The 19,282-nt window shown below is 68.9% G+C and carries 22 protein-coding genes, 1 riboswitch and 1 other annotated feature; of the genes, 13 read left to right on the top strand and 9 right to left on the bottom strand.

The genetic code is table 11. The annotated features are described in order from the left end of the window. Positions 1–343 precede the first annotated feature (343 nt). Positions 344–1,873, top strand: coding sequence for a hypothetical protein (locus LRM40_RS20570; RefSeq protein ID WP_231067880.1), 1,530 nt, complete (start codon positions 344–346; stop codon positions 1,871–1,873). Next, positions 1,761–2,935, top strand: a protein-coding gene (locus LRM40_RS20565) for an IS3 family transposase (RefSeq protein ID WP_375143110.1) whose coding sequence is annotated in 2 segments (ribosomal slippage) — positions 1,761–1,998 and positions 1,998–2,935 — 1,176 coding nt in all. Because the reading frame shifts where the segments join, the coding sequence is not laid out codon by codon here. Before LRM40_RS20570 ends, LRM40_RS20565 begins: the two co-directional genes overlap by 113 nt. After that, positions 1,988–2,104 (top strand) — a sequence feature (AL1L pseudoknot). It overlaps the preceding gene by 117 nt. A gap of 155 nt (positions 2,936–3,090) precedes the next feature. Here LRM40_RS20565 and LRM40_RS20560 read toward each other — a convergent pair. From LRM40_RS20560 to pdxR, 4 genes are all read right to left on the bottom strand, one after another. Then, a complete protein-coding gene (locus tag LRM40_RS20560) occupies positions 3,091–3,519 on the bottom strand; it encodes a hypothetical protein (protein ID WP_151125567.1) in 429 nt (142 codons plus the stop codon). A gap of 100 nt (positions 3,520–3,619) precedes the next feature. Then, positions 3,620–3,991 carry a DUF1345 domain-containing protein gene (locus tag LRM40_RS20555; RefSeq protein ID WP_231067879.1) on the bottom strand — a complete coding sequence of 124 codons (372 nt, stop codon included), beginning with the start codon at positions 3,989–3,991 and terminating at the stop codon, positions 3,620–3,622. Between the two features lie 24 nt (positions 3,992–4,015). Continuing rightward, positions 4,016–4,288: a DUF1345 domain-containing protein gene (locus LRM40_RS20550; RefSeq protein ID WP_231067878.1), complete on the bottom strand. Its 273-nt coding sequence runs from the start codon at positions 4,286–4,288 to the stop codon at positions 4,016–4,018. A 59-nt stretch (positions 4,289–4,347) separates the two neighbouring features. Next, the gene (pdxR, locus tag LRM40_RS20545) at positions 4,348–5,841 is read right to left on the bottom strand and encodes a MocR-like pyridoxine biosynthesis transcription factor PdxR (RefSeq protein ID WP_151125568.1); all 1,494 of its coding nucleotides are present in this window, start codon (positions 5,839–5,841) and stop codon (positions 4,348–4,350) included. Positions 5,842–5,967: 126 nt separating this feature from the next. On the opposite strand from pdxR, the gene LRM40_RS20540 reads away from it, so the two are divergent. Next, the gene (locus LRM40_RS20540) at positions 5,968–6,594 is read left to right on the top strand and encodes an FMN-binding negative transcriptional regulator (protein ID WP_151125569.1); all 627 of its coding nucleotides are present in this window, start codon (positions 5,968–5,970) and stop codon (positions 6,592–6,594) included. A 19-nt stretch (positions 6,595–6,613) separates the two neighbouring features. Continuing rightward, complete coding sequence (locus LRM40_RS20535; RefSeq protein WP_151125570.1) at positions 6,614–6,931, top strand: antibiotic biosynthesis monooxygenase family protein; 318 nt, start codon at positions 6,614–6,616, stop codon at positions 6,929–6,931. A gap of 15 nt (positions 6,932–6,946) precedes the next feature. Here the strand turns inward: LRM40_RS20535 and LRM40_RS20530 are convergent, their stop codons facing one another. Further along, positions 6,947–7,777 carry an EAL domain-containing protein gene (locus tag LRM40_RS20530; protein ID WP_151125571.1) on the bottom strand — a complete coding sequence of 277 codons (831 nt, stop codon included), beginning with the start codon at positions 7,775–7,777 and terminating at the stop codon, positions 6,947–6,949. Between the two features lie 194 nt (positions 7,778–7,971). Then, positions 7,972–8,074: riboswitch (glycine riboswitch) on the top strand. Positions 8,075–8,243: 169 nt separating this feature from the next. On the opposite strand from LRM40_RS20530, the gene LRM40_RS20525 reads away from it, so the two are divergent. The 3 genes from LRM40_RS20525 (at position 8,244) to LRM40_RS20515 (ending at position 12,282) form a co-directional block, all read left to right on the top strand. Then, a complete protein-coding gene (locus tag LRM40_RS20525; protein WP_151125572.1) occupies positions 8,244–9,476 on the top strand; it encodes a D-amino acid dehydrogenase in 1,233 nt (410 codons plus the stop codon). A gap of 68 nt (positions 9,477–9,544) precedes the next feature. Beyond that, entirely contained in the window at positions 9,545–10,960 is a 1,416-nt protein-coding gene (gene dbpA / locus LRM40_RS20520) for an ATP-dependent RNA helicase DbpA (protein WP_151125573.1), read from the top strand. A gap of 11 nt (positions 10,961–10,971) precedes the next feature. Further along, a complete protein-coding gene (locus tag LRM40_RS20515) occupies positions 10,972–12,282 on the top strand; it encodes a DEAD/DEAH box helicase (protein ID WP_151125574.1) in 1,311 nt (436 codons plus the stop codon). Between the two features lie 44 nt (positions 12,283–12,326). Here the strand turns inward: LRM40_RS20515 and LRM40_RS20510 are convergent, their stop codons facing one another. Continuing rightward, positions 12,327–13,298, bottom strand: coding sequence for a bifunctional helix-turn-helix transcriptional regulator/GNAT family N-acetyltransferase (locus tag LRM40_RS20510; RefSeq protein ID WP_151125575.1), 972 nt, complete (start codon positions 13,296–13,298; stop codon positions 12,327–12,329). Positions 13,299–13,575: 277 nt separating this feature from the next. On the opposite strand from LRM40_RS20510, the gene LRM40_RS20505 reads away from it, so the two are divergent. Both LRM40_RS20505 and LRM40_RS20500 read left to right on the top strand, forming a co-directional pair. Continuing rightward, the gene (locus LRM40_RS20505; RefSeq protein ID WP_151125576.1) at positions 13,576–13,899 is read left to right on the top strand and encodes a Rieske 2Fe-2S domain-containing protein; all 324 of its coding nucleotides are present in this window, start codon (positions 13,576–13,578) and stop codon (positions 13,897–13,899) included. A 21-nt stretch (positions 13,900–13,920) separates the two neighbouring features. Further along, entirely contained in the window at positions 13,921–14,169 is a 249-nt protein-coding gene (locus LRM40_RS20500) for a hypothetical protein (RefSeq protein ID WP_151125577.1), read from the top strand. Positions 14,170–14,199: 30 nt separating this feature from the next. Here the strand turns inward: LRM40_RS20500 and LRM40_RS21405 are convergent, their stop codons facing one another. After that, positions 14,200–14,331, bottom strand: coding sequence for a hypothetical protein (locus LRM40_RS21405; RefSeq protein WP_259372495.1), 132 nt, complete (start codon positions 14,329–14,331; stop codon positions 14,200–14,202). A 546-nt stretch (positions 14,332–14,877) separates the two neighbouring features. On the opposite strand from LRM40_RS21405, the gene LRM40_RS20495 reads away from it, so the two are divergent. From LRM40_RS20495 to LRM40_RS20485, 3 genes are all read left to right on the top strand, one after another. Beyond that, positions 14,878–15,213: a Rieske 2Fe-2S domain-containing protein gene (locus tag LRM40_RS20495; RefSeq protein ID WP_151125578.1), complete on the top strand. Its 336-nt coding sequence runs from the start codon at positions 14,878–14,880 to the stop codon at positions 15,211–15,213. Positions 15,214–15,274: 61 nt separating this feature from the next. Then, a complete protein-coding gene (locus LRM40_RS20490; protein WP_151125579.1) occupies positions 15,275–16,807 on the top strand; it encodes a DUF2779 domain-containing protein in 1,533 nt (510 codons plus the stop codon). Further along, positions 16,804–16,971 carry a hypothetical protein gene (locus tag LRM40_RS20485; protein ID WP_170288959.1) on the top strand — a complete coding sequence of 56 codons (168 nt, stop codon included), beginning with the start codon at positions 16,804–16,806 and terminating at the stop codon, positions 16,969–16,971. Before LRM40_RS20490 ends, LRM40_RS20485 begins: the two co-directional genes overlap by 4 nt. Before the next feature lie 10 nt (positions 16,972–16,981). On the opposite strand, the gene LRM40_RS20480 is transcribed toward LRM40_RS20485, so the two are convergent. Then, the gene (locus LRM40_RS20480; protein WP_151125580.1) at positions 16,982–17,737 is read right to left on the bottom strand and encodes an SDR family oxidoreductase; all 756 of its coding nucleotides are present in this window, start codon (positions 17,735–17,737) and stop codon (positions 16,982–16,984) included. Between the two features lie 100 nt (positions 17,738–17,837). On the opposite strand from LRM40_RS20480, the gene LRM40_RS20475 reads away from it, so the two are divergent. Further along, a complete protein-coding gene (locus tag LRM40_RS20475; protein WP_151125581.1) occupies positions 17,838–18,749 on the top strand; it encodes an AraC family transcriptional regulator in 912 nt (303 codons plus the stop codon). Here the strand turns inward: LRM40_RS20475 and LRM40_RS20470 are convergent. Next, positions 18,729–19,205 carry a MarR family winged helix-turn-helix transcriptional regulator gene (locus LRM40_RS20470; RefSeq protein WP_151125582.1) on the bottom strand — a complete coding sequence of 159 codons (477 nt, stop codon included), beginning with the start codon at positions 19,203–19,205 and terminating at the stop codon, positions 18,729–18,731. The two genes, LRM40_RS20475 and LRM40_RS20470, sit on opposite strands and share 21 nt — an antisense overlap. Positions 19,206–19,282 lie beyond the last annotated feature (77 nt).

The raw sequence follows: 19,282 nt of genomic DNA, 5'->3' as shown, positions 1-19,282 counted from the left end.
CGTCATGAAGAAGCGCGTCTCCCGACGCGGGCTCCATCGCGGTGCGGGCCGATCGAGGGCTGTGGAGGCTGTGGGCGTTGCATGGCAAACGCGTAAGCACCGCCCGCCAGCAGCAGCACCTCAGGGGTGGATCTGGACTGAAATGATTGCGCGACATGCCGTCACGCTGGCTGGGCAGGCGCCTTCGATGCGGCCGCAATGCGCCGATCATCGATGTAATGGGCGACTTTCCCAGGACTGCCGTTGACCCTGAGCAGCTCCGGTCGGAACCCGCTCATCCTCTGTTCCTAACCGCCACTTCCATTGCCGGGTCGTTTCGCTACCCGAGCGTAGGATGAGCGGGATGACGACAGACCTCAATCCCTATCGCGACGTGGATCTGCGCCCGTTGCGGTCGCGGCTAGCAGGATGGTCAGGCTCGGAATCTACGCTTTTGGATACAGCCAAGCTAGCCAACCTAGCCCAGAAGCTTGGGTTGGGACACTTCAACGAGGCCGACATCCATGCATTGTGGCGTATTGGACTCGTTCGTGCGGACGTCACCACCGCGCAGGCTCCTGCACATGTCCCTGGCTTGGAGCCAGTGCAGAGCGCGTTTGAGGTGCGATTCATCGACGTCAGAAAGCCAAAGGCGAGACCAATTGGCATGCCTTCGTTCTTGCCTAAAGGCGAGACGGCGGAAGATGCTCTCACGCCGCACTTCCACCCATACAGGATCTTCCTGCTGCATCATGTTGTGCGCACCTTGAGAATCAGCACGAGCAACACGCAGTACCTGCTGTGGACTCCGGGGGTCCACAGCGTTGTCGAAAAGCAGCTATGCGGACTGAATCACTGGACTGAATCGAAGGACTTCCTCGACCGCTTTGACCATTGGAACTGGGCCTGCGAGCTCGCGATCGTCTGTGAGCCTGTTCGGTGGACGAGGCGCGAATTTGATAACGAGGACCCCGAGCAGTTGTGGCTGCAGGAATATGGACTAAAGCTTCAATCGCAACTTCGTACGCTACCAGAGGACGCGGTCCCTAGCATTCGGCAAGCGTTCGCGCTGGCGGCTGCAGAGTTAGACCCGAACAGCGAGCTGCAAACCCTGCTCCGGCTGATGAAGCGGTTTGAGCGAGACCGGATCGAAGGCCGGATCGGCGCGGCTATGCGGTTGTTGGATATGGCCGAATCCATCCGCCGCGCCGTCGAGCGCCACTTGAGCGTCCAGCTTCCCGAAGAAGATGAAATCGGACCTCGGGTTTGGATGGTCGGTGCACGAAAAGTCCTTTATGGAACGAGCAGAGTGTTCGACGCTGCGCCCTCCGTGCTGCGGGACTTCCTGGGTTCGTTCGGGCTGGACGGCGGCGTCAAAGCGCGTTGCTACGTCGAGGGTCAAACTGAGCTCGGCGCACTGCGACATGTCCTGGGATCCACGAGCCAATGCGTCGTCGTGAACCTGAGTGGGTCGGTCGTTGAACGGGGCGGCCGGGGGTTGGCCTTCGCTACGTCTCTGGCTGCAGACAAAGCCAGTGGCACTTTCAGCTTCATCATGCTCGACGCCGATCGAGCGGACGTGGTCAGAACATTGCGCCAAGCTGCATCCAAGGAAACGTTCCACGGCGCATTTCTTCTCTCCAACCCAGACTTCGAGATGGATAACTTCGCAATTCCCGAACTGAACCGCCCCGGGTTTGACGGAGGCTCCAACTCTGGAGAATGGAGCCATGAAGAAGTCCCCGAAGTTTTCCCCCGAGGTGCGCGAGCGTGCCGTGCGCATGGTGCAGGAGCATCGTGGCGAGCACCCGTCGCAGTGGGCGGCCATCGAGGCCATTGCCGGCATGATCGGCTGCGTGCCGCAGACATTGCACACCTGGGTCAAGCAGCATGAGGTGGACGCAGGCGTGCGTGAGGGGGTCTCGAGCGAAGAGGCCCAGCGCATCAAGGACCTGGAACGCGAGGTGCGCGAACTGCGCAAGGCCAACGAGATCCTGAAGCTGGCCAGCGCGTTTTTCGCCCAGGCGGAACTCGACCGCCGCATCAAGTCCTGAAGTCCTTCGTCGATCAGTACCGGGAGCAGTTTGGGGTCGAGTCGATCTGCCGCGTCCTGCAGATCGCCCCATCTGCCTACTGGCACCATGCCGCGTGCCAGCGCCGCCCTGAACTGCGCTCACGCCGTGCCCAACGCGATGAGGTCTTGATGCCTCAAGTGCACCGGGTCTGGCTGGCCAACATGCAGGTCTATGGGGCCGACAAGGTCTGGCTTCAGCTCAACCGCGAGGGCATCTCGGTGGCGCGTTGCACCGTTGAGCGCCTGATGCGCCGCCAGGGATTGCAGGGCGCGCGCAGGGGCAAGGCCCAGCGCACCACCGTTCCTGACCCGAAGTCCCCATGCCCACTGGACCGGGTCAACAGGCAGTTCCGTGCTGATCGGCCGAACCAACTCTGGGTCTCTGACTTCACCTATGTCTCGACCTGGCAGGGCTGGGTCTACGTGGCGTTCGTGGTGGATGTGTTCAGCCGACGCATCGTCGGCTGGCGCCAGAGCAGCTCGATGCACACCGAGTTCGTCCTGGACGCCTTGGAGCAAGCCCTATATGACCGCAAGCCATCGGACGATGGCAGTCTGACGCATCACTCCGACAGGGGGGCGCAATACCTGTCAATTCGCTACAGCGAGCGCCTGGCCGAGGCGGGCATCGAGCCTTCCGTGGGCTCCAAGGGGGACAGCTACGACAACGCTCTGGCCGAGACGATCAATGGGCTCTACAAGGCCGAGGTGATCCACAGGCGCGGGCCCTGGAAGACCAAACAAGCGGTGGAACTGGCCACCTTGGAATGGGTGTCTTGGTTCAACCACCACCGCCTGATGGGTCCACTGGGCTATGTGCCGCCGGCAGAGTTCGAGGCCAATTACCATCGACAACGCGCTGGTCAGGCCGCGACCGTCTGACTTAAACCAACTGGCCTCCGTCAAACCCGGGGCGGTTCAGATCCGGCCACGGGTCGGCTCAACCGCAGGAGTTAGTTGCTTCGGAACGCTGAGTGCAGCGCGCGGCTCAACGACTCGAGTTGCGGCTACTCCTAGCCGACACCCGCCACCCACCGTCAACCCAACCGCCAAGCCCCCCAACCATGGGCCAGCGCCATGACCAGGCAAATGCCCGAAGACACCCACCAGAACCGGGCCGAATTGTCGGGGAACATGGGCTTGAGCCACGGGAAGGCCAGGGCCCGAACCAGCAGCACCGCCGCGAACGTCAGCAGCAGCACCCGCTGCAAGGGCAGCGGTGGCAACTGGGCGGCTGCGGCACCGGCATAGAAGGCCATGGCGGCCAAGCCGGTGGCGATCACCAGAGTGACCAGCGTGGGGCGCCACTGCCCGGCCTCGGCAGCCCTGGCCATGCGTTCTCCCGCGCCCATGACGCGGTAGGCGGGCGCCCCCAGGGCGATGCAGGCCAGGTGGGCCAGCGCGGCCAGTGCGTCCAGCCCCGCCGCCAGCCCCAAAGCCAGGGTGGCCAGGTTCAGGCTGCCCATGGCAGGGCCTCTTTCAGAGGGGCACAGGGATGTGCGGCACGGGGGGCGACCATGGAGGCTCCAGGCGGTGCGGTGGCGCCATGGTGCCACCGCCGCAGCCTCAGAGCAGGCTGGACGCCACGTTGATCATCAGGCCGATCAGGCTGGTGTTGAAGACGAAGGCCAGCATGCAGTGCAGCGTGCCCACGCGGCGCATCGGCCCGCTGGCAAAGCTCACGTCGGCCGTCTGACCGGAGGTGCCGATCACCGCCGAAAAGTAGAAGAAGTCCAGGTAGTCGGGTGACTCGGTGTCCGGGAACTGCAGCCCGCCGGGCTGGCCGCGGGCCACGGCGGCGTGGTAGTCGTGGGCGTAGTGCAGCGTGAACATCACCTGGGTGAACAGCCAGGACGCCACGATGGTGAGCACCGCCAAGCCGACGTGCGCCAACCGGTCGGTGCCTGCGTAATCCTTGGCCACCGACAGCTCGCCCACGATGGCCCACAGGCTGACGATGGACTACACGCCCACCAGGGCCAGGATGGTCTTGGCGCCTTCGGCTTGCAGTTGGGCACGCCGGTGGATCTGGGCCAGGCTGGCGCTGGCCATCATCCAGCCGGCCAGCAGCAGGTAGAGCCACACGCCCACGTTCCAGCCCACGATCAGCCGCGTGACCCCGCGCCCCACCCAGGCATGGGGCAGGAACGCCGCCGCCAGCACGCCCACCACGATGGAGCCGAACAGACGGGGATGGGCGCGCAAGACGCGAGACACGCGGAAGTGCCGACTCATGGGTTCATGCCTTGTGGAGACCGACCCCCAGCATAGGGGTCGGAGCTTGCCGGTGGCCGTCAGGCCGGGGTCGCGGGCTGCCGCAGACGACGGTAGGCCGCGGCCAGACGGCTCACGCCCTCTTCGATCTGCTCCCGCTCCAGCAGGGCATAGCCCATCACCAGACCCGCCGGCCGCCCCGGTGCGGTGTGGCCCGGCACATCGAAGCGGCCCACAGGGTACACGCGGACCCGCTCGTCTGCCGCGGCCTCGACCAGCACCATCTCCTGATCAGCGGGCAACCCGGGAAACCAGACCACCACATGCAGGCCACTGGCCGCGCCCTGGACCTGCACCTGGGCGCCCAGTGCTCGCGCCAGCGACACCAGCAGGGCCTGCTGTCGTGCGCGCTGCTGGCGGCGCATGCGGCGCAGGTGGTGGTCATAGCTGCCGTCGGCCAGCAGTTGAGCCAGTGCGCGCTGCGGAACGGTGGCCGTGTGGCGATCGGCCAGGCGCTTGGCCATTGCAAAGGGCTGCACCAGCGCGCGGGGCAGCAGCAGGTACCCCAGGCGCAACTCGGGCGAGAGGGTCTTGGAGAAGGTGCCGATATAGACCACACCGTCCTGCGCGTCCAGGGCGCGCAGGCTGGGCTCCGGGCGCACGCCATGGCGGTATTCACCGTCATAGTCGTCTTCGATGACCCAAGCGCCCCGGGCCTGGGCCCAGGCCAACAGGGCCAGCCGACGCCCCATGGGCAGAAAGCCTCCCAGCGGGAACTGGTGGGTAGGGGTCACGTACAGCGCTTGGGCCTGCGCCACCTGGGCCAGATGATCGGTCTGCAGGCCCTGGGCATCCACCGCCACCGGCGCCAGCACGGCACCGGCCTGCTCGAATACATGGTGGGCCATGCGGTATCCCGGCTGTTCCACCACCACCACGTCGCCGGGGTCCAGCAGCACGCGCGCGCACAGGTCCAGGGCCTGCTGCGAGCCGTTGACGATCATCAGTTGCTCCACGGCACAGGCCATGCCGCGCGAGCGAGCCAGATGGGCTTGCAACGCCTGGCGCAGTGTCGGGTCACCCATCGGGTCGCCATAGGCCAGCCGTACCGGCCCCCGCTGCACCACGGCACGCTGGGCCTTGAGCCAAGCCGCTGCGGGGAAGTCCCGTCGGGCCAGCGGACCATAGACGAAGTCGATCTCGGATGGATGGGGCGGGGTCGCGGCAGGCAACTGAAGCCCGGCCAACCGCGCACCGCCGCGGGAGGTCCTCCGCAGTGGCGCGTCGCCCGGCGTTGTCGGCCCTGGCGTAGCGGCTGGTTGGGCCCCGTGAACTGCCCCCTGTCGCAGGCTCCGGGCCACCTGGCTCGCGGCCCCCGGCCGGGTTTCGATGAAGCCATCTGCGGCCAGTTGCTCATAGACCAACGACACTGTGGTGCGGGATAGACCACGCTCTGCCGCAAGGCCACGGGTGGAAGGCAGAGCAGCGCCCGACGGCAAAGTGCCATCCCCGATGCGGGCCCGCAGTTCCTCGTACAGCGCGCGGCTCACGCTGCCCTGTCCTTCTGCACGCATGGCGACGCTCCTTGTTGCGAGTCAGTGCCAGGCACTGGACCAGTCAAAACCACAAGAACTGGCTATTTTCCACACACCAGAGGCACGGCACAGTGGAGTCTGTCTGATGTCACCAGCCCTGCCCCCATGTACCTGCCTGCCCACTTTGCCGAGCCCCGCCAGGACGAACTGCACCGCCTGATCCAGGCCCACCCGCTGGGCACCCTGGTCAGCCACGGTGCCGACGGCCTGGACGCCAACCACCTGCCCTTTCTGCTGGACGCCCAGGCGGGTGAAGCCGGCACGCTGCTGGCCCATGTGGCGCGGGCCAATCCGCTGTGGCAGACGCTGACCGACGGCGCGGCGGTGCTGGCCGTCTTCCACGGGCCGCAGGGCTACATCTCGCCCAGCTGGTACCCCGGCAAACAGGACGCCCACCGCCGCGTGCCCACCTGGAACTACGAGGTGGTGCATGCCCACGGCACCCTGCATGTGCATGAGGACGAGAAGTTCCTGCGCCGCGTGCTGGCCCTGCTGACCCGCACCCACGAGGCGGCCCAGCCCCAACCCTGGAAGATGGGCGACGCGCCGGCCGACTACCTGGACGAACAGCTGCAGCGCATCGTGGGCATCGAGCTGCGCATCACCCGCCTGGTGGGCAAGCGCAAGCTGGGCCAGAACCATGAGCTGCGGGACCGCGAGGGCGCCATCCAGGGGCTGGACGCCCGTGGCCAGGGCGCGCTGGCCCAGGCCATGCGAGACACCCTGCCCTGACAACGGAAGAGCCACCGCGATGTACACCGCCACCTTCACCTTCGCCCCGGGCGAATACGACGACGAGTTCCACCGCCTGGATCAGGCCATCGCCGAAGCGGCCCGCGCCATCCCCGGTTATCTGGGCGAAGAGGCCTGGGAGAACCCGGCCAATGGGCTGGTCTCCAACGTCTACTACTGGCAGACGCTGGAGGCCCTGCAGCGGCTGATGGATCACCCAGTCCACCGCGAAGCCAAGGCCCGGCAGGCCCGGTGGCTCAAGGGCTACCACGTGGTGGTGGCGCAGGTGCTGCGCTCCCATGGGGATGGGGGCATTGCCCACCCGCTGGCGGGCTGAAGCAGAACGTCCCGCTCAGCCCCGCAGCGGTGCCGAGGCCAGGCCGCGGAACAGCGGCCGGGAGAACAGGTAGCCCTGGAACAGGGTCACCCCCTCGTGCAGGAAGAAGTCGCGCTCGCCCGCGGTCTCCACCCCTTCGACCACCAGACGGATGCCCAGGTCCTGGGCCAGGCGGATCACCGCCCGGGCAATGGCCTGGCGCGGGCGCAGCGTGTCCACATGGCGCACCAGGTCCATGTCGAGCTTGATCAAGTCTGGCTGAAAATCGGACAGCAGACGCAGGCCGGCGTAACCGGCGCCGAAGTCGTCGATCGCGGTCAGGAAGCCCTGGCGGCGGTACTCGCGCAGGATCTCGGCAAACCAGGGGCCGTCCTCGATGCGCTCGCCCTCGGTGACCTCGAAGATGATGCTGGACACGTCCAGCCCGCGCCGGTGGGCCGCCTGCAGCGTGGTCTGGATGCAGACCTCCGGCCGGTACACCGCGTGGGGCAGGAAGTTGATCGACAGCTTTTCGTTCCCGCGTTCGATCAGGCCCAGGTCGCAGGCCAGGTCGATGGCCCGCACCCGGCAGGCCTGGTCGAAGCTGTAGCGGTTGGCTTCGACCACCCGGTCCAGCACGCTCGGGGCGGGCTCGCCCGCCACGCCCCGCACGAGGGCCTCGTGCGCAAACACCTGACCCGACCGCCCGTCCACGATGGGCTGGTAGGCGAAGGTGAAATCGATGTCCGGGTCCTGCCCCTGGCCGCAGATGGTGCAAGGGCCTGGCCCACCGCCACCGCAGGTCGGCGAGCGGGTGTCCGGTGTGGCCTGGGGGGAACTGTCGGGGGTGGGGGATGTCTGGGCCATGGCGCGCTCCGGGGGGCCTGCCACTGCCGGCAGGCGATCCGGCATTCTGGCGCTTGTCCCAGCGCCGCAATCGGCCCATGAAGCGGTCCATACCGTGCCATCCTTGTCGCTCGGGGGCCGGGCAGCGCATCGACATCCTCCGCCACATCGCGCACAATCGCGCCTCAACGCAATCGACCGGCCCCTGGCCGGACGACGCGGGATCGGGAGAGTCCGCCCCTGGCCACCACGGCCCGGGTCGGCGCCGAAGGAGCAACCACCCCGGAAACTCTCAGGCTCATGGACCGGTCCCACGAAGCAACTCTGAAGAGCGTTCGGCGCACACGTCCGCCGGCTGCACCGAAGGAGCAAGCGTTGCCGGCCAATGGCGGCCCGGCGGCGTGAATCTCTCAGGTTCCGAACAGAGGGGGTGTCTGGTGCACACAGCCGTGCACCGGTCCCCACCCCTCGACGTCGGAGTCCTGTCATGCGCCAAGCCCATCTCGCCGTCCTCGGAGGCGGCATCACCGGTGTGACCACCGCCTACGCGCTGTCCCTGCGCGGTTTTGCCGTCACGCTGTACGAACGCCACCGCTATGCGGCAATGGAAACCTCCTTCGCCAACGGCGGCCAGCTCTCGGCCTCCAACGCCGAGGTCTGGAACCTGCCGGCCACCGTGCTCAAGGGCCTGAAGTGGATGCTGCGGGCCGATGCACCGCTGCTGGTGTCGCCCACGCCCGGCTGGCACAAGCTCTCGTGGTTTGCCGAGTTCATCGCCGCCATGCCGCAGTACGAGCGCAACACCATCGAGACGGCCCGCCTGGCCATTGCCGCGCGCCAGCACCTGTTCGCCTGGGCCGAGGCCGAGGGCATCGACTTCGACCACAAGCGCGAAGGCATCCTGCACATCTACCGTGACAAGGCCGGCTTCGACCACGCTGCCAAGGTCACCGCGCTGCTGGCCCGCGGCGGGCTGGACCGCCGGGCCGTCACGCCCGAGGAAATCAAGTCCATCGAGCCCACGCTGGCCGGCCAGTACCACGGCGGCTTCTACACCCCCAGCGACAGCACCGGCGACATCCACCGCTTCACCTTCGGCCTGGCCCAGGCGGCCCAGCGCCGCGGCGTGGAATGCCTGTACGAGCAGCAGGTCAACCAGCTGCGGCCCGAGGCCGGTGGCGGCGTCACCCTCACCGCCACCGGCCCCGAGGGCGAGCCCAGCCAGCGCCGCTTCGACGGTGTGGTGGTGTGCGCCGGTGTGGCCAGCCGCGGCTTCGCGGCCCAGCTGGGCGACCGGGTGAACGTCTACCCGGTCAAGGGCTACTCGATCACCGTGCACCTGGACGACGAGGCCAGCCGCGCGGCCGCGCCCAACGTCAGCCTGCTGGACGACGAGACCAAGCTGGTCAGCAGCCGCCTGGGGCCGGACCGCTTCCGCGTGGCCGGCACGGCCGAGTTCGCGGGCGAGAACCGCAACATCCGCGCCGACCGCATCCGACCGCTGGTCGACTGGGTGCGCCAGTGCTTCCCCGGCGTGGACACGCGCCGCGTGGTGCCCTGGGCCGGCCTGCGGCCGATGATGCCCAACATGATGCCGAAGGTGGGCAAGGGCCGCGCGCCCGGCGTGTTCTACAACACCGGGCACGGCCACCTGGGCTGGACGCTGTCGGCCGTGACCGCCGACATGGTGGCGGCCAACGTCGCCTCGGCCCTGGGCTGAAGCGACCCGGAAAGCGGCGGCTGGAGGCCGGCGCGTGCCAAGCGGGGCATTGCAGCGGACAATCGCGCATGACCCGCACCGACACGACCGGCGCTCCCGCGCCCGCCGCCGCCTCCTTCGCCAGCCTGCCCCTGCCCCCGGCCATGCAGGCCAATCTGCAGCAACTGGGCTACCTGGCCATGACGCCCATCCAGGCGGCCAGCCTGCCGCTGGCCCTGGCCGGCGCCGACCTGATCGCCCAGGCCAAAACCGGCAGCGGCAAGACCGCCGCCTTCACCCTGCCCCTGCTGGCCAACCTGAACCCGCGCCGCTTTGCCGTGCAGGCCCTGGTGCTCTGCCCCACCCGTGAGCTGGCCGAGCAGGTGACGCAGGAGATCCGTCGCCTGGCCCGGGCCGAGGACAACATCAAAACCCTGACCCTGTGCGGCGGCGCGCCCATCCGCAACCAGCTGGCCAGCCTGGCGCATGGCGCCCACATCGTGGTGGGCACGCCCGGCCGCATCCTGGATCACCTCTCGCGCGACACGCTGGCGCTGGACGCGCTGAACACCCTGGTGCTGGACGAGGCCGACCGCATGCTGGACATGGGCTTCGCCGAGGACATCGCCCAGGTGGTGGAGCGTTGCCCCAAGGCGCGCCAGACCCTGCTGTTCTCCGCCACCTACCCCGAGGGCGTGGCCAAGCTGGCCGGGCGCTTCATGCGCGACCCCAAGGAGGTGAAGCTCACCGAGCGCCACGCCGAAACCAAGATCCGCCAGCAGTTCTATGAGGTGAAGGACAGCGAGCGCCTGCACGCGGTGAGCCTGCTGCTCAAGCACTTCCGCCCGATCAGCACCCTGGCCTTCTGCAACACCAAGCAGCAGTGCCGCGATCTGGTGGCCGTGCTGCAGGCCCAGGGCTTCACCGCGCTGGAACTGCATGGCGACCTGGACCAGCGCGAGCGCGACCAGGTGCTGGTGCGCTTTGCCAACCGCAGCTGCAGCGTGCTGGTGGCCACCGACGTGGCCGCCCGCGGCCTGGACATCGCCCAGCTCGAAGCCGTCATCAACGTGGACATCACCCCCGACCCCGAGGTGCATGTGCACCGCGTGGGCCGCACCGGCCGGGCCGATGCCGAGGGCTGGGCCTTCAGCCTGGCCAGCCTGGACGAGATGGGCAGCGTGGGCCGCATCGACGAGATGCAGGGCCGCCCCAGCGAATGGCACCCCTTGAGCGAGTTGGCCGACGCGGCCGACGCCCCGCCCCTGCTGCCGCCGATGGTGACGCTGCAGATCCTGGGCGGCCGCAAGGAGAAGATCCGCCCCGGCGACGTGCTGGGCGCGCTGACCAAGGACCTGGGCTTCGACGGCAGCAAGATCGGCAAGATCAACGTCAACGACTTCTCTACCTATGTGGCGGTGGACCGCAGCATCGCCGACGCCGCGCTGCGCGGCCTGTCGGCCGGCAAGGTCAAGGGCCGTTCGGTGAAGGTGAGGCCGCTGTGAGCGAATCGCCGATGAACACACCCGTGAACACGCCCGCGGTGGCCGGCTGGGACGCCCTGGGCCTGGCGCCCCGGCTGCTGCGCGCCGTCCAGACCCTGGGCCTGGAGGCCCCCACCCCCGTGCAGGCCGCGGCCATCCCGGCCGCTCTGGGCGGGCAGGACGTGCTGGCCTGCGCGCCCACCGGCTCGGGCAAGACGGCCGCTTACGCCCTGCCCCTGCTGCAGCGCCTGGCCGCCCACGCCCCCATCGGCAAGCGCCGGCCCCAGGCCCTGGTGCTGGTGCCCACCCGCGAGCTGGCCGCCCAGGTGGGCGAGACCCTGCAGGCCCTGACCGAGCACGGGCCCACCCCGGTCAAGCTCAGCGTGCTGTACGGCGGTGTGTCCATCAACCCGCAGCTGATGGCGCTGCGCGGCGGCGCCGACGTGGTGGTGGCCACCCCGGGCCGCCTGCTGGACGTGCTGGACCACAACGGCCTGCGCCTGGACGACGTCCACACCCTGGTGCTGGACGAAGCCGACCGCCTGCTGGACAGCGGCTTTGCCGAGGAGCTGGCCCGCGTGCTGCGCGCCCTGCCGAGCAAGCGCCAGAACCTGCTGTTCTCGGCCACCTTCCCGGCCGAGGTGGACGCCCTGGCCCAGTGCCTGCTGCACGACCCGCTGCGGGTGGCACTGGCCCACCAGGCCGCCGGCAGCCTCACCGACGCGGATGCCGACACCGGCGAGGCCGGAGAGGCGGTCGAGCGCCGCCTGACCGAACGCGCCATCGAGGTGGACAGCACCCGCCGCACCCCGCTGCTGCGCCATTTGATTGACCAGGAAGGCTGGCCGCGGGTGATGGTCTTCGTCGCCACCCGCTACGCCTGTGATCACGTGGCCGACAAGCTGCGCCGTGCCGGCCTGACGGCCGAGGCCTTCCACGGCGACGCCAGCCAGGGCGCCCGCACCCGCCTGCTGGCCGCCTTCAAAGCCGGCGAGCTGCAGGTGCTGGTGGCCACCGACCTGGGCGCACGCGGCATCGACATTGCCCAGCTGCCGGTGGTGGTGAACTACGACCTGCCCCGCGCCGCGGCCGACTACGTGCACCGCATCGGCCGCACCGCCCGCGCCGGCGCCAGCGGCCTGGCCATCAGTTTCATCAGCCCGGCCACTGAAGCGCACTTCCGCCTGATCGAGAAGCGCCAGGGCCGGCGCCTGCCGCGCGAGCGCATCGACGGCTTCGACGTGACCGAAACCGCACCGGCCGGCGCAGCCACCGGTGGCATCAAGGGCAAGCGGCCGAGCAAGAAGGACAAGCTGCGGGCGGCGGCGGCGAACGGCGGCTGAGACGGCCCCGGAGGGCCCCGCGGCCCTCGAGGCTCAAGGGTCTCTCAGAGGTGTGCGGCCAGATCCAGCTCCCAAGTCTCGGCCACCTGTTCGTGGCCGAAGCCGGTGAAGGGCTCGCTGGCCACCAGCCGATAACCCGCCTTGGCATAGAGGTGCCGGGCGGCCCCGAGCTGGCGGTTGGTCCACAGCCGGATACGCCGGTAGCCGGCCTCTACCGCAAAGCGCGTGCATTCGGCCACCAGCCGCTCGCCCAGCCCCAGACCGCGGGCCGCGGGCTCCACCAGCAGCAGGCGCAGCTGCGCCGTGCCCTCGATGGGCTGGGCCGAGGCCTCGTCACGGGCCTGGACCAGGCAAACGCAGCCCAGGTTCACGCCGTCGCGCTCGGCCATCCAGCACGCCTCACGGCGTGCGTCGAAACGGTCGAGAAAGTCCGCGGCGATGCGGGCCACCAAGGCCTCGAAGGACTGGTCGAACTGGTATTCCCGGGCGTAGAGGCTCCCGTGGCGTGACACCACCCATCCCATGTCGCCCGGCCGATGGGGCCGCAGGATGAAGCCGCCCCGGGCCGGCTTGGCCTGCGGCTCATCCAGCAGCGCCTGCACCTGCTGAAAGGCCTGCAGCAGCGCCACCTGCTGGGTGTCGCTCAGGCGCGCCAGCAAGGCGTCCGCCTGCTGCTGGGAACGCTGATCCAGCGGCGCAAAGGCCGCCCGGCCCACCGGGCTCAGCTGCAAGAGCCACTGCCGCCCGTCCGCCGCGCTGCGGGTAGACGCGACGAGCTCCCGCTCCTTCAGCGATTTCAGCAACCGACTGAGATAGCCGGCATTCAGGTCCAGGGTGCGCCCCAGTTCGCTGGCCGTGATGCCGCCCTCCTCTTCCAGCCGGGAGAGCTCCCACAGCACCCGCGCCTCTGTCAGCGAGAAGGGCGAATCCAGCAGCCCCTCGTTCAGCACACCCAGGCGGCGGGTGTAGAAGCGGTTGAAGCGGCGAACGGCTTCGATGCGGTCGGCATTGTCCATGGCCCAGCATTCTGGACCATATAGTTGCTTTAGGCAATCAATTACATTTCAAAGAAAACTATCAGGCTGTGCACCCAAGCGCTCGGTGCCTGGTGGCCTCCCGCCCAGCCCTCATGGCCCCGCCGACGACAGCGAGGCGGGCTCGTCGGGACATTGATCCTCACAGCCGCTGGCGCGGCTTTTGCTGCTGGCGCTTCACACGCCTGGGTTGTCGGCTTGTCGACAGCGCCGCCGCGCTGGCTGCCCGGCCCCAGGCAAAGCGAGGAGCCGCCACGCCATGGCCTTTCAAACTCTGTGCAAGCAACGCTACCTGGGCGAAGGTGAAGCCGTGCCTTTCCTGCTGGATGGACACGAGGTGCTGGTCATCTGGCCCGATGGGGGCCAGCCCCGCGCCTTCACCGGCCTGTGCCCACACGAGCGGCAGTCGCTGGTCAACAACTCGCAGTTCAACGGCCGCACCCTGACCTGCACCGTGCACGGCTGGGTGTTTGACGGCCGCAATGGTGAAGGCCTGCGGCCCGAGGGCTGCGCGCTGGACGAATACCCACTGCGCTTGACCGACGATGGTCAGGTGGAGATCGACCTGCAAGCCCAGGTCTGAGCGGAGTGACGGAGCATGAACATGAGCAGCACCCCGGAAGGCTTCTTCGTCGATTGGGACGGCCAGCTGCGCAGCACCACCGACTGCGGTGGCGGTTACCGCTGCGAGGTGGACCTGCCCGCCAAGTACGTGGCGGTCATGTCCCCCAAAGGCGCCCTGGTCCATGAGGCCACCTTCTACAAGGACCAGGCCGCCGTGGAGAAGGCCGGCATCAAGGCCAGCCTGGTGGCCGGCAGCGCGCCCTGGGGGCGCAAGAGCGAAGGGTTCTGAGGAGCCTGGCGCCCGAAGACAGCCTCGTGCTCAGCGCACGGCCAGCGCCGGCATCAACCGTTCGACCAAGGGGTCGATCAGCACCCGCGTCTTGAGCGGGATGCCGCGGACGTGCGGCCACGCGGCGTGAACAGCATCACCGAAGGCCGGCAGCGAGTTCACATCCTCCACCTGCGACACCCTGCTGCCGCGGGCCGTGGTGCCAGGCGAAATTCGCTTCGTCCAGGATCTTCACCGGAACAGGGAAGAAGACCCCGTCACGAAATCTTCCGAGGCCCATTCAACACCCTGGGAACGGACATTCTCGATGGCGGAGCGAACGCTGCCAGGCCGCCCGCCAAGGGGGATTCCGTGGGCTCCGACATCAGCCGCTGTGGGTTCGCGCCCGTCTGCGCCAGCGTCTCCAGGACAACCGCGTTGGAACCTCCACCCGAGCGCTGACGGGCGCTGGCATTCACGGAGATTCGGACCCATGAGAGTTGCGCATCCCCCTGCCGGGCCTTGAGTTGCGGGCAGCCTCCAGTTCCCGAGCTCGCCAATGAGCCTGCCTGCCGGCGCGCAGTGGTTCACGGGTTTCGAAGGGGTCCGTCGAGGTGGGCTGGCGGGTCATGTTGCAGACGACGGCCTCAGACCCTGCGCCGACGTCAGTCGCCCATGGCCCGCAATTTGCCTTTCCGCGTCCAAGACCAACCTCTTGGAGCCCGCGCCATGGCCTTCACCGCTGTCTGTTCCAAGGACGCCGTCGCCGAAGGCGGCATGGGCCTGTTCCAGGTGGGCAAGAAGAGTGTGTTGCTCGTCTGGCCCCAGGGCGGGGAACTCAAGGCGTACCGCGGGCGCTGCCCGCACGCCGACATGCCCCTGGCCGAAGGCTGCTTCGATGGCCAGCGCGTGGTGTGTCACATCCACCAGTGGGGCTATGACGCTGGCAGCGGCAAGTGCGTGTCCCATGCCCACCCCAGCGCCCTGCACGCCTATGCGCTGCAGGTCGAAGGCGAAGACATCCTGGTGGACGTGGGGCCGGTGAGGTCGGCGCGCGCCAGTTGATGGCCTGGGCTGACGTCCCCGCTGCAGCGGTTTCCCCTGTCGTATTTGTCTGTTTCTGCCCATGACGATGGTCGACACCGCCACACCCCTGGACGACGCAGACCTGCGCCGCTGGCGGGCCTGCACGCGCCGCTTCTGGCTGCAGCGGCACACCCCGGCCCGGCCGAACCCCGTGGCCGAGCCGCCCGAGGCCCATGTGGTCCAGGGGCCGGCCCCGGACGCGGCGCTGCGGGCGTCCTTCCCCGCCGGGAAATGGTTGCCCGCACCCAGCACGCCCGCCGACTGGGCGCATGCGCAGGAGCAGACGCACATCGCCCTGGCCGCGGCCACGCCCGACGCCGAGGGCTGGGCGCTGTTCGGGGCCTGCCTGGCCAGCGACGACGGCGCGCGGGCGCGCATCGACCTCATCACCCGCGGCCCCCATGGCTGGCGGCTGTTCAAGCTGCGCTACGCCACCGTGGGCGCCGAGGCGGATGTGGACACGGTGGCGCTGTGGGCCCACGTGGCCGCCCGCTGCGGGCTGCGGGTGCAGACCGTCGGCCTGCTGCTGGTGGACACCGGCTTCATCTACCCCGGTCACGGCTGCTACGCGGGCCTGCTGCGCGAGGTGGACCTGGGGCCCTCGCTGGGTTCGCGGCCCACCGGTGACTGGCTGGCCGCCATGCAGGCCTGCCTGCGCGGTGGGCTGCCCCCCATGCCCACCGGCGCGCCCTGCACGCAGCCCAGCCCCTGCGAACAGCTGGCCCGCTGCAGCCCGCCCACGGGGCAGACCCGCCCCGTGGACCCATGCGCCAGCCTGGACATCCTCGGGCGCGAACTGGCCGCCCAACTGCGCGCCGACGGCCACGCCGATGTGCACAGCGTGCCGCTGGACGCCCTGCCCGATGGCCGGCTGCGCCGCGCCGCCCAGGCGGTGCAGCAAGGCGCGCCGGTGCTGGCGCCCCAGGCCGCCGCGCTGCTGCAGGCCCTGCCCTACCCCCGCCACTTCCTGCGCTTCGAGACCATCGGCTTTGCGGTGCCCGTGTGGGCCGGCACCCGGCCCTATCAGGTGCTGCCCTTCCAATGGAGTTGCGACACGGTGGCCGGGCCTGGCGCGCCACCGCGGCCGCAGGGTTTTCTGGCTGGCCCCTCGGGCGACCCACGCCGCGCCTTTGCCCAGAGCCTGCTGCAGGCCCTGGGGAACGACGACGGCCCGGTGCTGGCCTACAACGCCGGCTTCGAGCGCAACCGCGTGCGCGAGCTGGCGGGCGAATGGGAAGACCTGTCGCCCGGACTGCTGGCGCTGGCCGAGCGCATCGTCGATCTGTTCCAGATCGCCCGCGGCCACTACTACCACCCGGCCATGGCGGGCTCCTGGTCGTTCAAGTCGGTGTTTGCGGCCTTGGCCCCCGAGCTGGGCGCCCATCGCTTCGACTGCAACGGCCTGGCCACACCGCTGGACGCCTTTGCCCGTTCACTGCAGCCTGGCCTGTCCGGCGACGAGCGGCAGCAACTGCGCACCGCCCTGCAGGCCCATGGGCAGCGGCAGACGGGCGCGCTGCGCAGCATGGTGACACTGTTCGAGCAGCCCCCGGAAAGAGAGCCCTTGCCGTGACCGTTCAGCAACTGATCCAGGCCCTGAGCCAACTGCCGCCCGATGCCAGCGTGCTGCTGGAAGGCGACGCCGGTTATTCGCCGTTGGGTGCGGTGGACATCGTCCACAACAGTGCTGGCCTGCCCGACGAGGTGCTGCTGCAGCCGGACATGACGCCTGACTGAGCGGCGGCCGTCAGCCTCCCGCAGCCCGAGTCGCCAAGGCCATCGCGTCGGGCCCCGCAGGGCAGCGCAACTGACCCGTCTCATCCTGCGTCGCCCACCAGATGGCTTCGGCCACATCGGCCGGCTGGGTGGTCAGTGCAGCGCCCTGGAACTGGGCGAAGACGCTGTGCGCATAAGCGGCATAGGGCTCGGTGATGAGCCCCTGTATACGCCCTTGTCCATTGGCCGCAAATCGGGTCGTGGGTCCGTAGCCAGGCTGCACCAGCTTCACCCGCACGCCCAACGGTGCCAGCTCCAGCGCCAGCGACGCGCTGAAGCCCTCGATGGCCGTCTTGCTGGCGGTATAGGCCGCCACCAGGGGCATGGGTGCCAGCACGGCGCTGGAGGTGACGTTGATGAGCGTGCCGGCCCCGCGGGCCCGGAACTGCGGAATGACCGCCTGGCACATCGCCATCGTGCCGAAGGTGTTGGTCTCGAAGACCTCCCTCACCGTGGCCATCGGCGTGGCCTCGAAGGCGCCGAACAGGCCGATCCCGGCGTTGTTCACCAGCACATCGATGGGACCGGCCACCTCCAGCGCATGGGCAATGCTCTCCGAACGGGTCACATCCAGCGGCAGCACACGCAGTCGGTCCGACACGGGAAGAAAGCTGTCGTCACGGGGCTGGCGCATCGTCGCGATGACCGACCAGCCCAGGGCGTGGAAGTGGCGGGCCGTCTCCAGCCCATAGCCGGACGAGCAGCCAGTGATCAGCACGGTTTTCATGGTTCATCTCCTGATGCGTGGAACATGGGATGAACGATAGGAATGCCAGACCGGACTTCCAATCGTCTACAGTCCATCAAACATGATTGATCGTCCAGACATGCACGATCCCCTGTCCGACGTCGTCCGCCTGCTGCGCCCCCGTGCGGTGATGGCCAACCCCATCACGGCCAAGGGTGCCTGGGCCGTGCGCTATGCGGAGTACGGTCTGCCCAGCTTCTGCATCCTGCTGGCGGGCAGTTGCCGGCTCAGCGTCGACGGCCATGCCCCCATCACCCTGCAAGCCGGGGACTTCGTGCTGCTGGCGCGCACACCGGGGTTCACGCTCTCGAGCCCGGGCGAGGCCCCGCCGCCCATCCCCCTGGACCCGCAGGCCGCCGCCAACACACGGGGCGGCCTGCGCTACGGGGAGCGGCGCGGGCGCCCGGACTTGCGCTCGCTGGGCGGCGCCTTCGCCTTCGATGGTGGCGACGCCGCGCTGCTGGCCGCCATGCTGCCCGGTGTGGTCCATGTGCGGGGCTCGAACCGTCTGACACAGCTGGTGCGCATGGTGGGTGAGGAGGCCGCGGATGCCCGCCCCGGCGCGGACTACGCGCTCACCCGCCTGGTGGAGCTGCTGCTCATCGAATCGATGCGCCTGGCGGCCACCGACGCCGCGCCCCCCGGGCTGTTGCGCGGCCTGGCCGATGCGCGTCTGGCCCGCGTGCTCAGCCAGTTGCACGCCCAGGTCGACAGGCCCTGGACCAGCGACCAGTTGGCAAAGCTGGCAGCCCTGTCCCGCTCCGCCTTCTTCGAGCGTTTTCGGCGCGTGATGGGCCAGGGGCCGATGGAGTACCTGCTGGCCTGGCGCATGGAGATCGCCAAGGCTCTGCTGCGCGAAGACCGCCTGCCCGTGGCCGAGGTGGCCGAGCGCGTCGGCTACGGCTCCGCCAGTGCCTTCAGCCTGGCCTTCCGCCGGCAGGTGGGTCAGGCGCCGGGGCGTTACGCCCGGTCAGCCACCGGCAGCCTCTGACAGCTCGGCGTCCAGCTGTCCACGCAACGCCGCCAGCACCCGCTGCATGGCCTGGATGTCCGCAGGCTCGATGCCCTCGGCCAGGTGGTTCATCCAGGGCGCTTCCAGCGCCATGGCCTGCTCGAAGGCCTGACGCCCCTGCGCCGTCAGCACCACCAACGCCGCGCGCCGATGATGGGGATTGGGCGCCAGCTCGACCAGGCCATCGCGCAGCAGATCGTTGGTGATGCGCTGGACGTTCTGCCGGTTCGCCCCCATGTCGCGTGCCAGCCAGGCCACCGGCTGCGGGCGCTCTGCGGCCACGATGGTGCCCAGCACCTGCCAACGGGCGCTGGTCAGGCCCAGATCGGCCACCAGACGGTCGCCCGCGGTGAGCAGGCCACTGGTCACGCGGAACAGGGCCAGGACGGTCTCGCTCAGCGCGGCTCCGGCTGGGGTGTGTGTGGTCTTGCGCATGGTGCGGCATTGTGCCGCTATGGCATTTCACGCGCATATTGCCATCATCATGTCGTTTTGAAATCATTGACACGTCA

The organism is Ideonella dechloratans, from assembly GCF_021049305.1.
Taxonomy (GTDB): Bacteria; Pseudomonadota; Gammaproteobacteria; order Burkholderiales; family Burkholderiaceae_C; genus Ideonella; species Ideonella dechloratans.
This window is presented reverse-complemented; position numbering and strand designations above follow the sequence as displayed.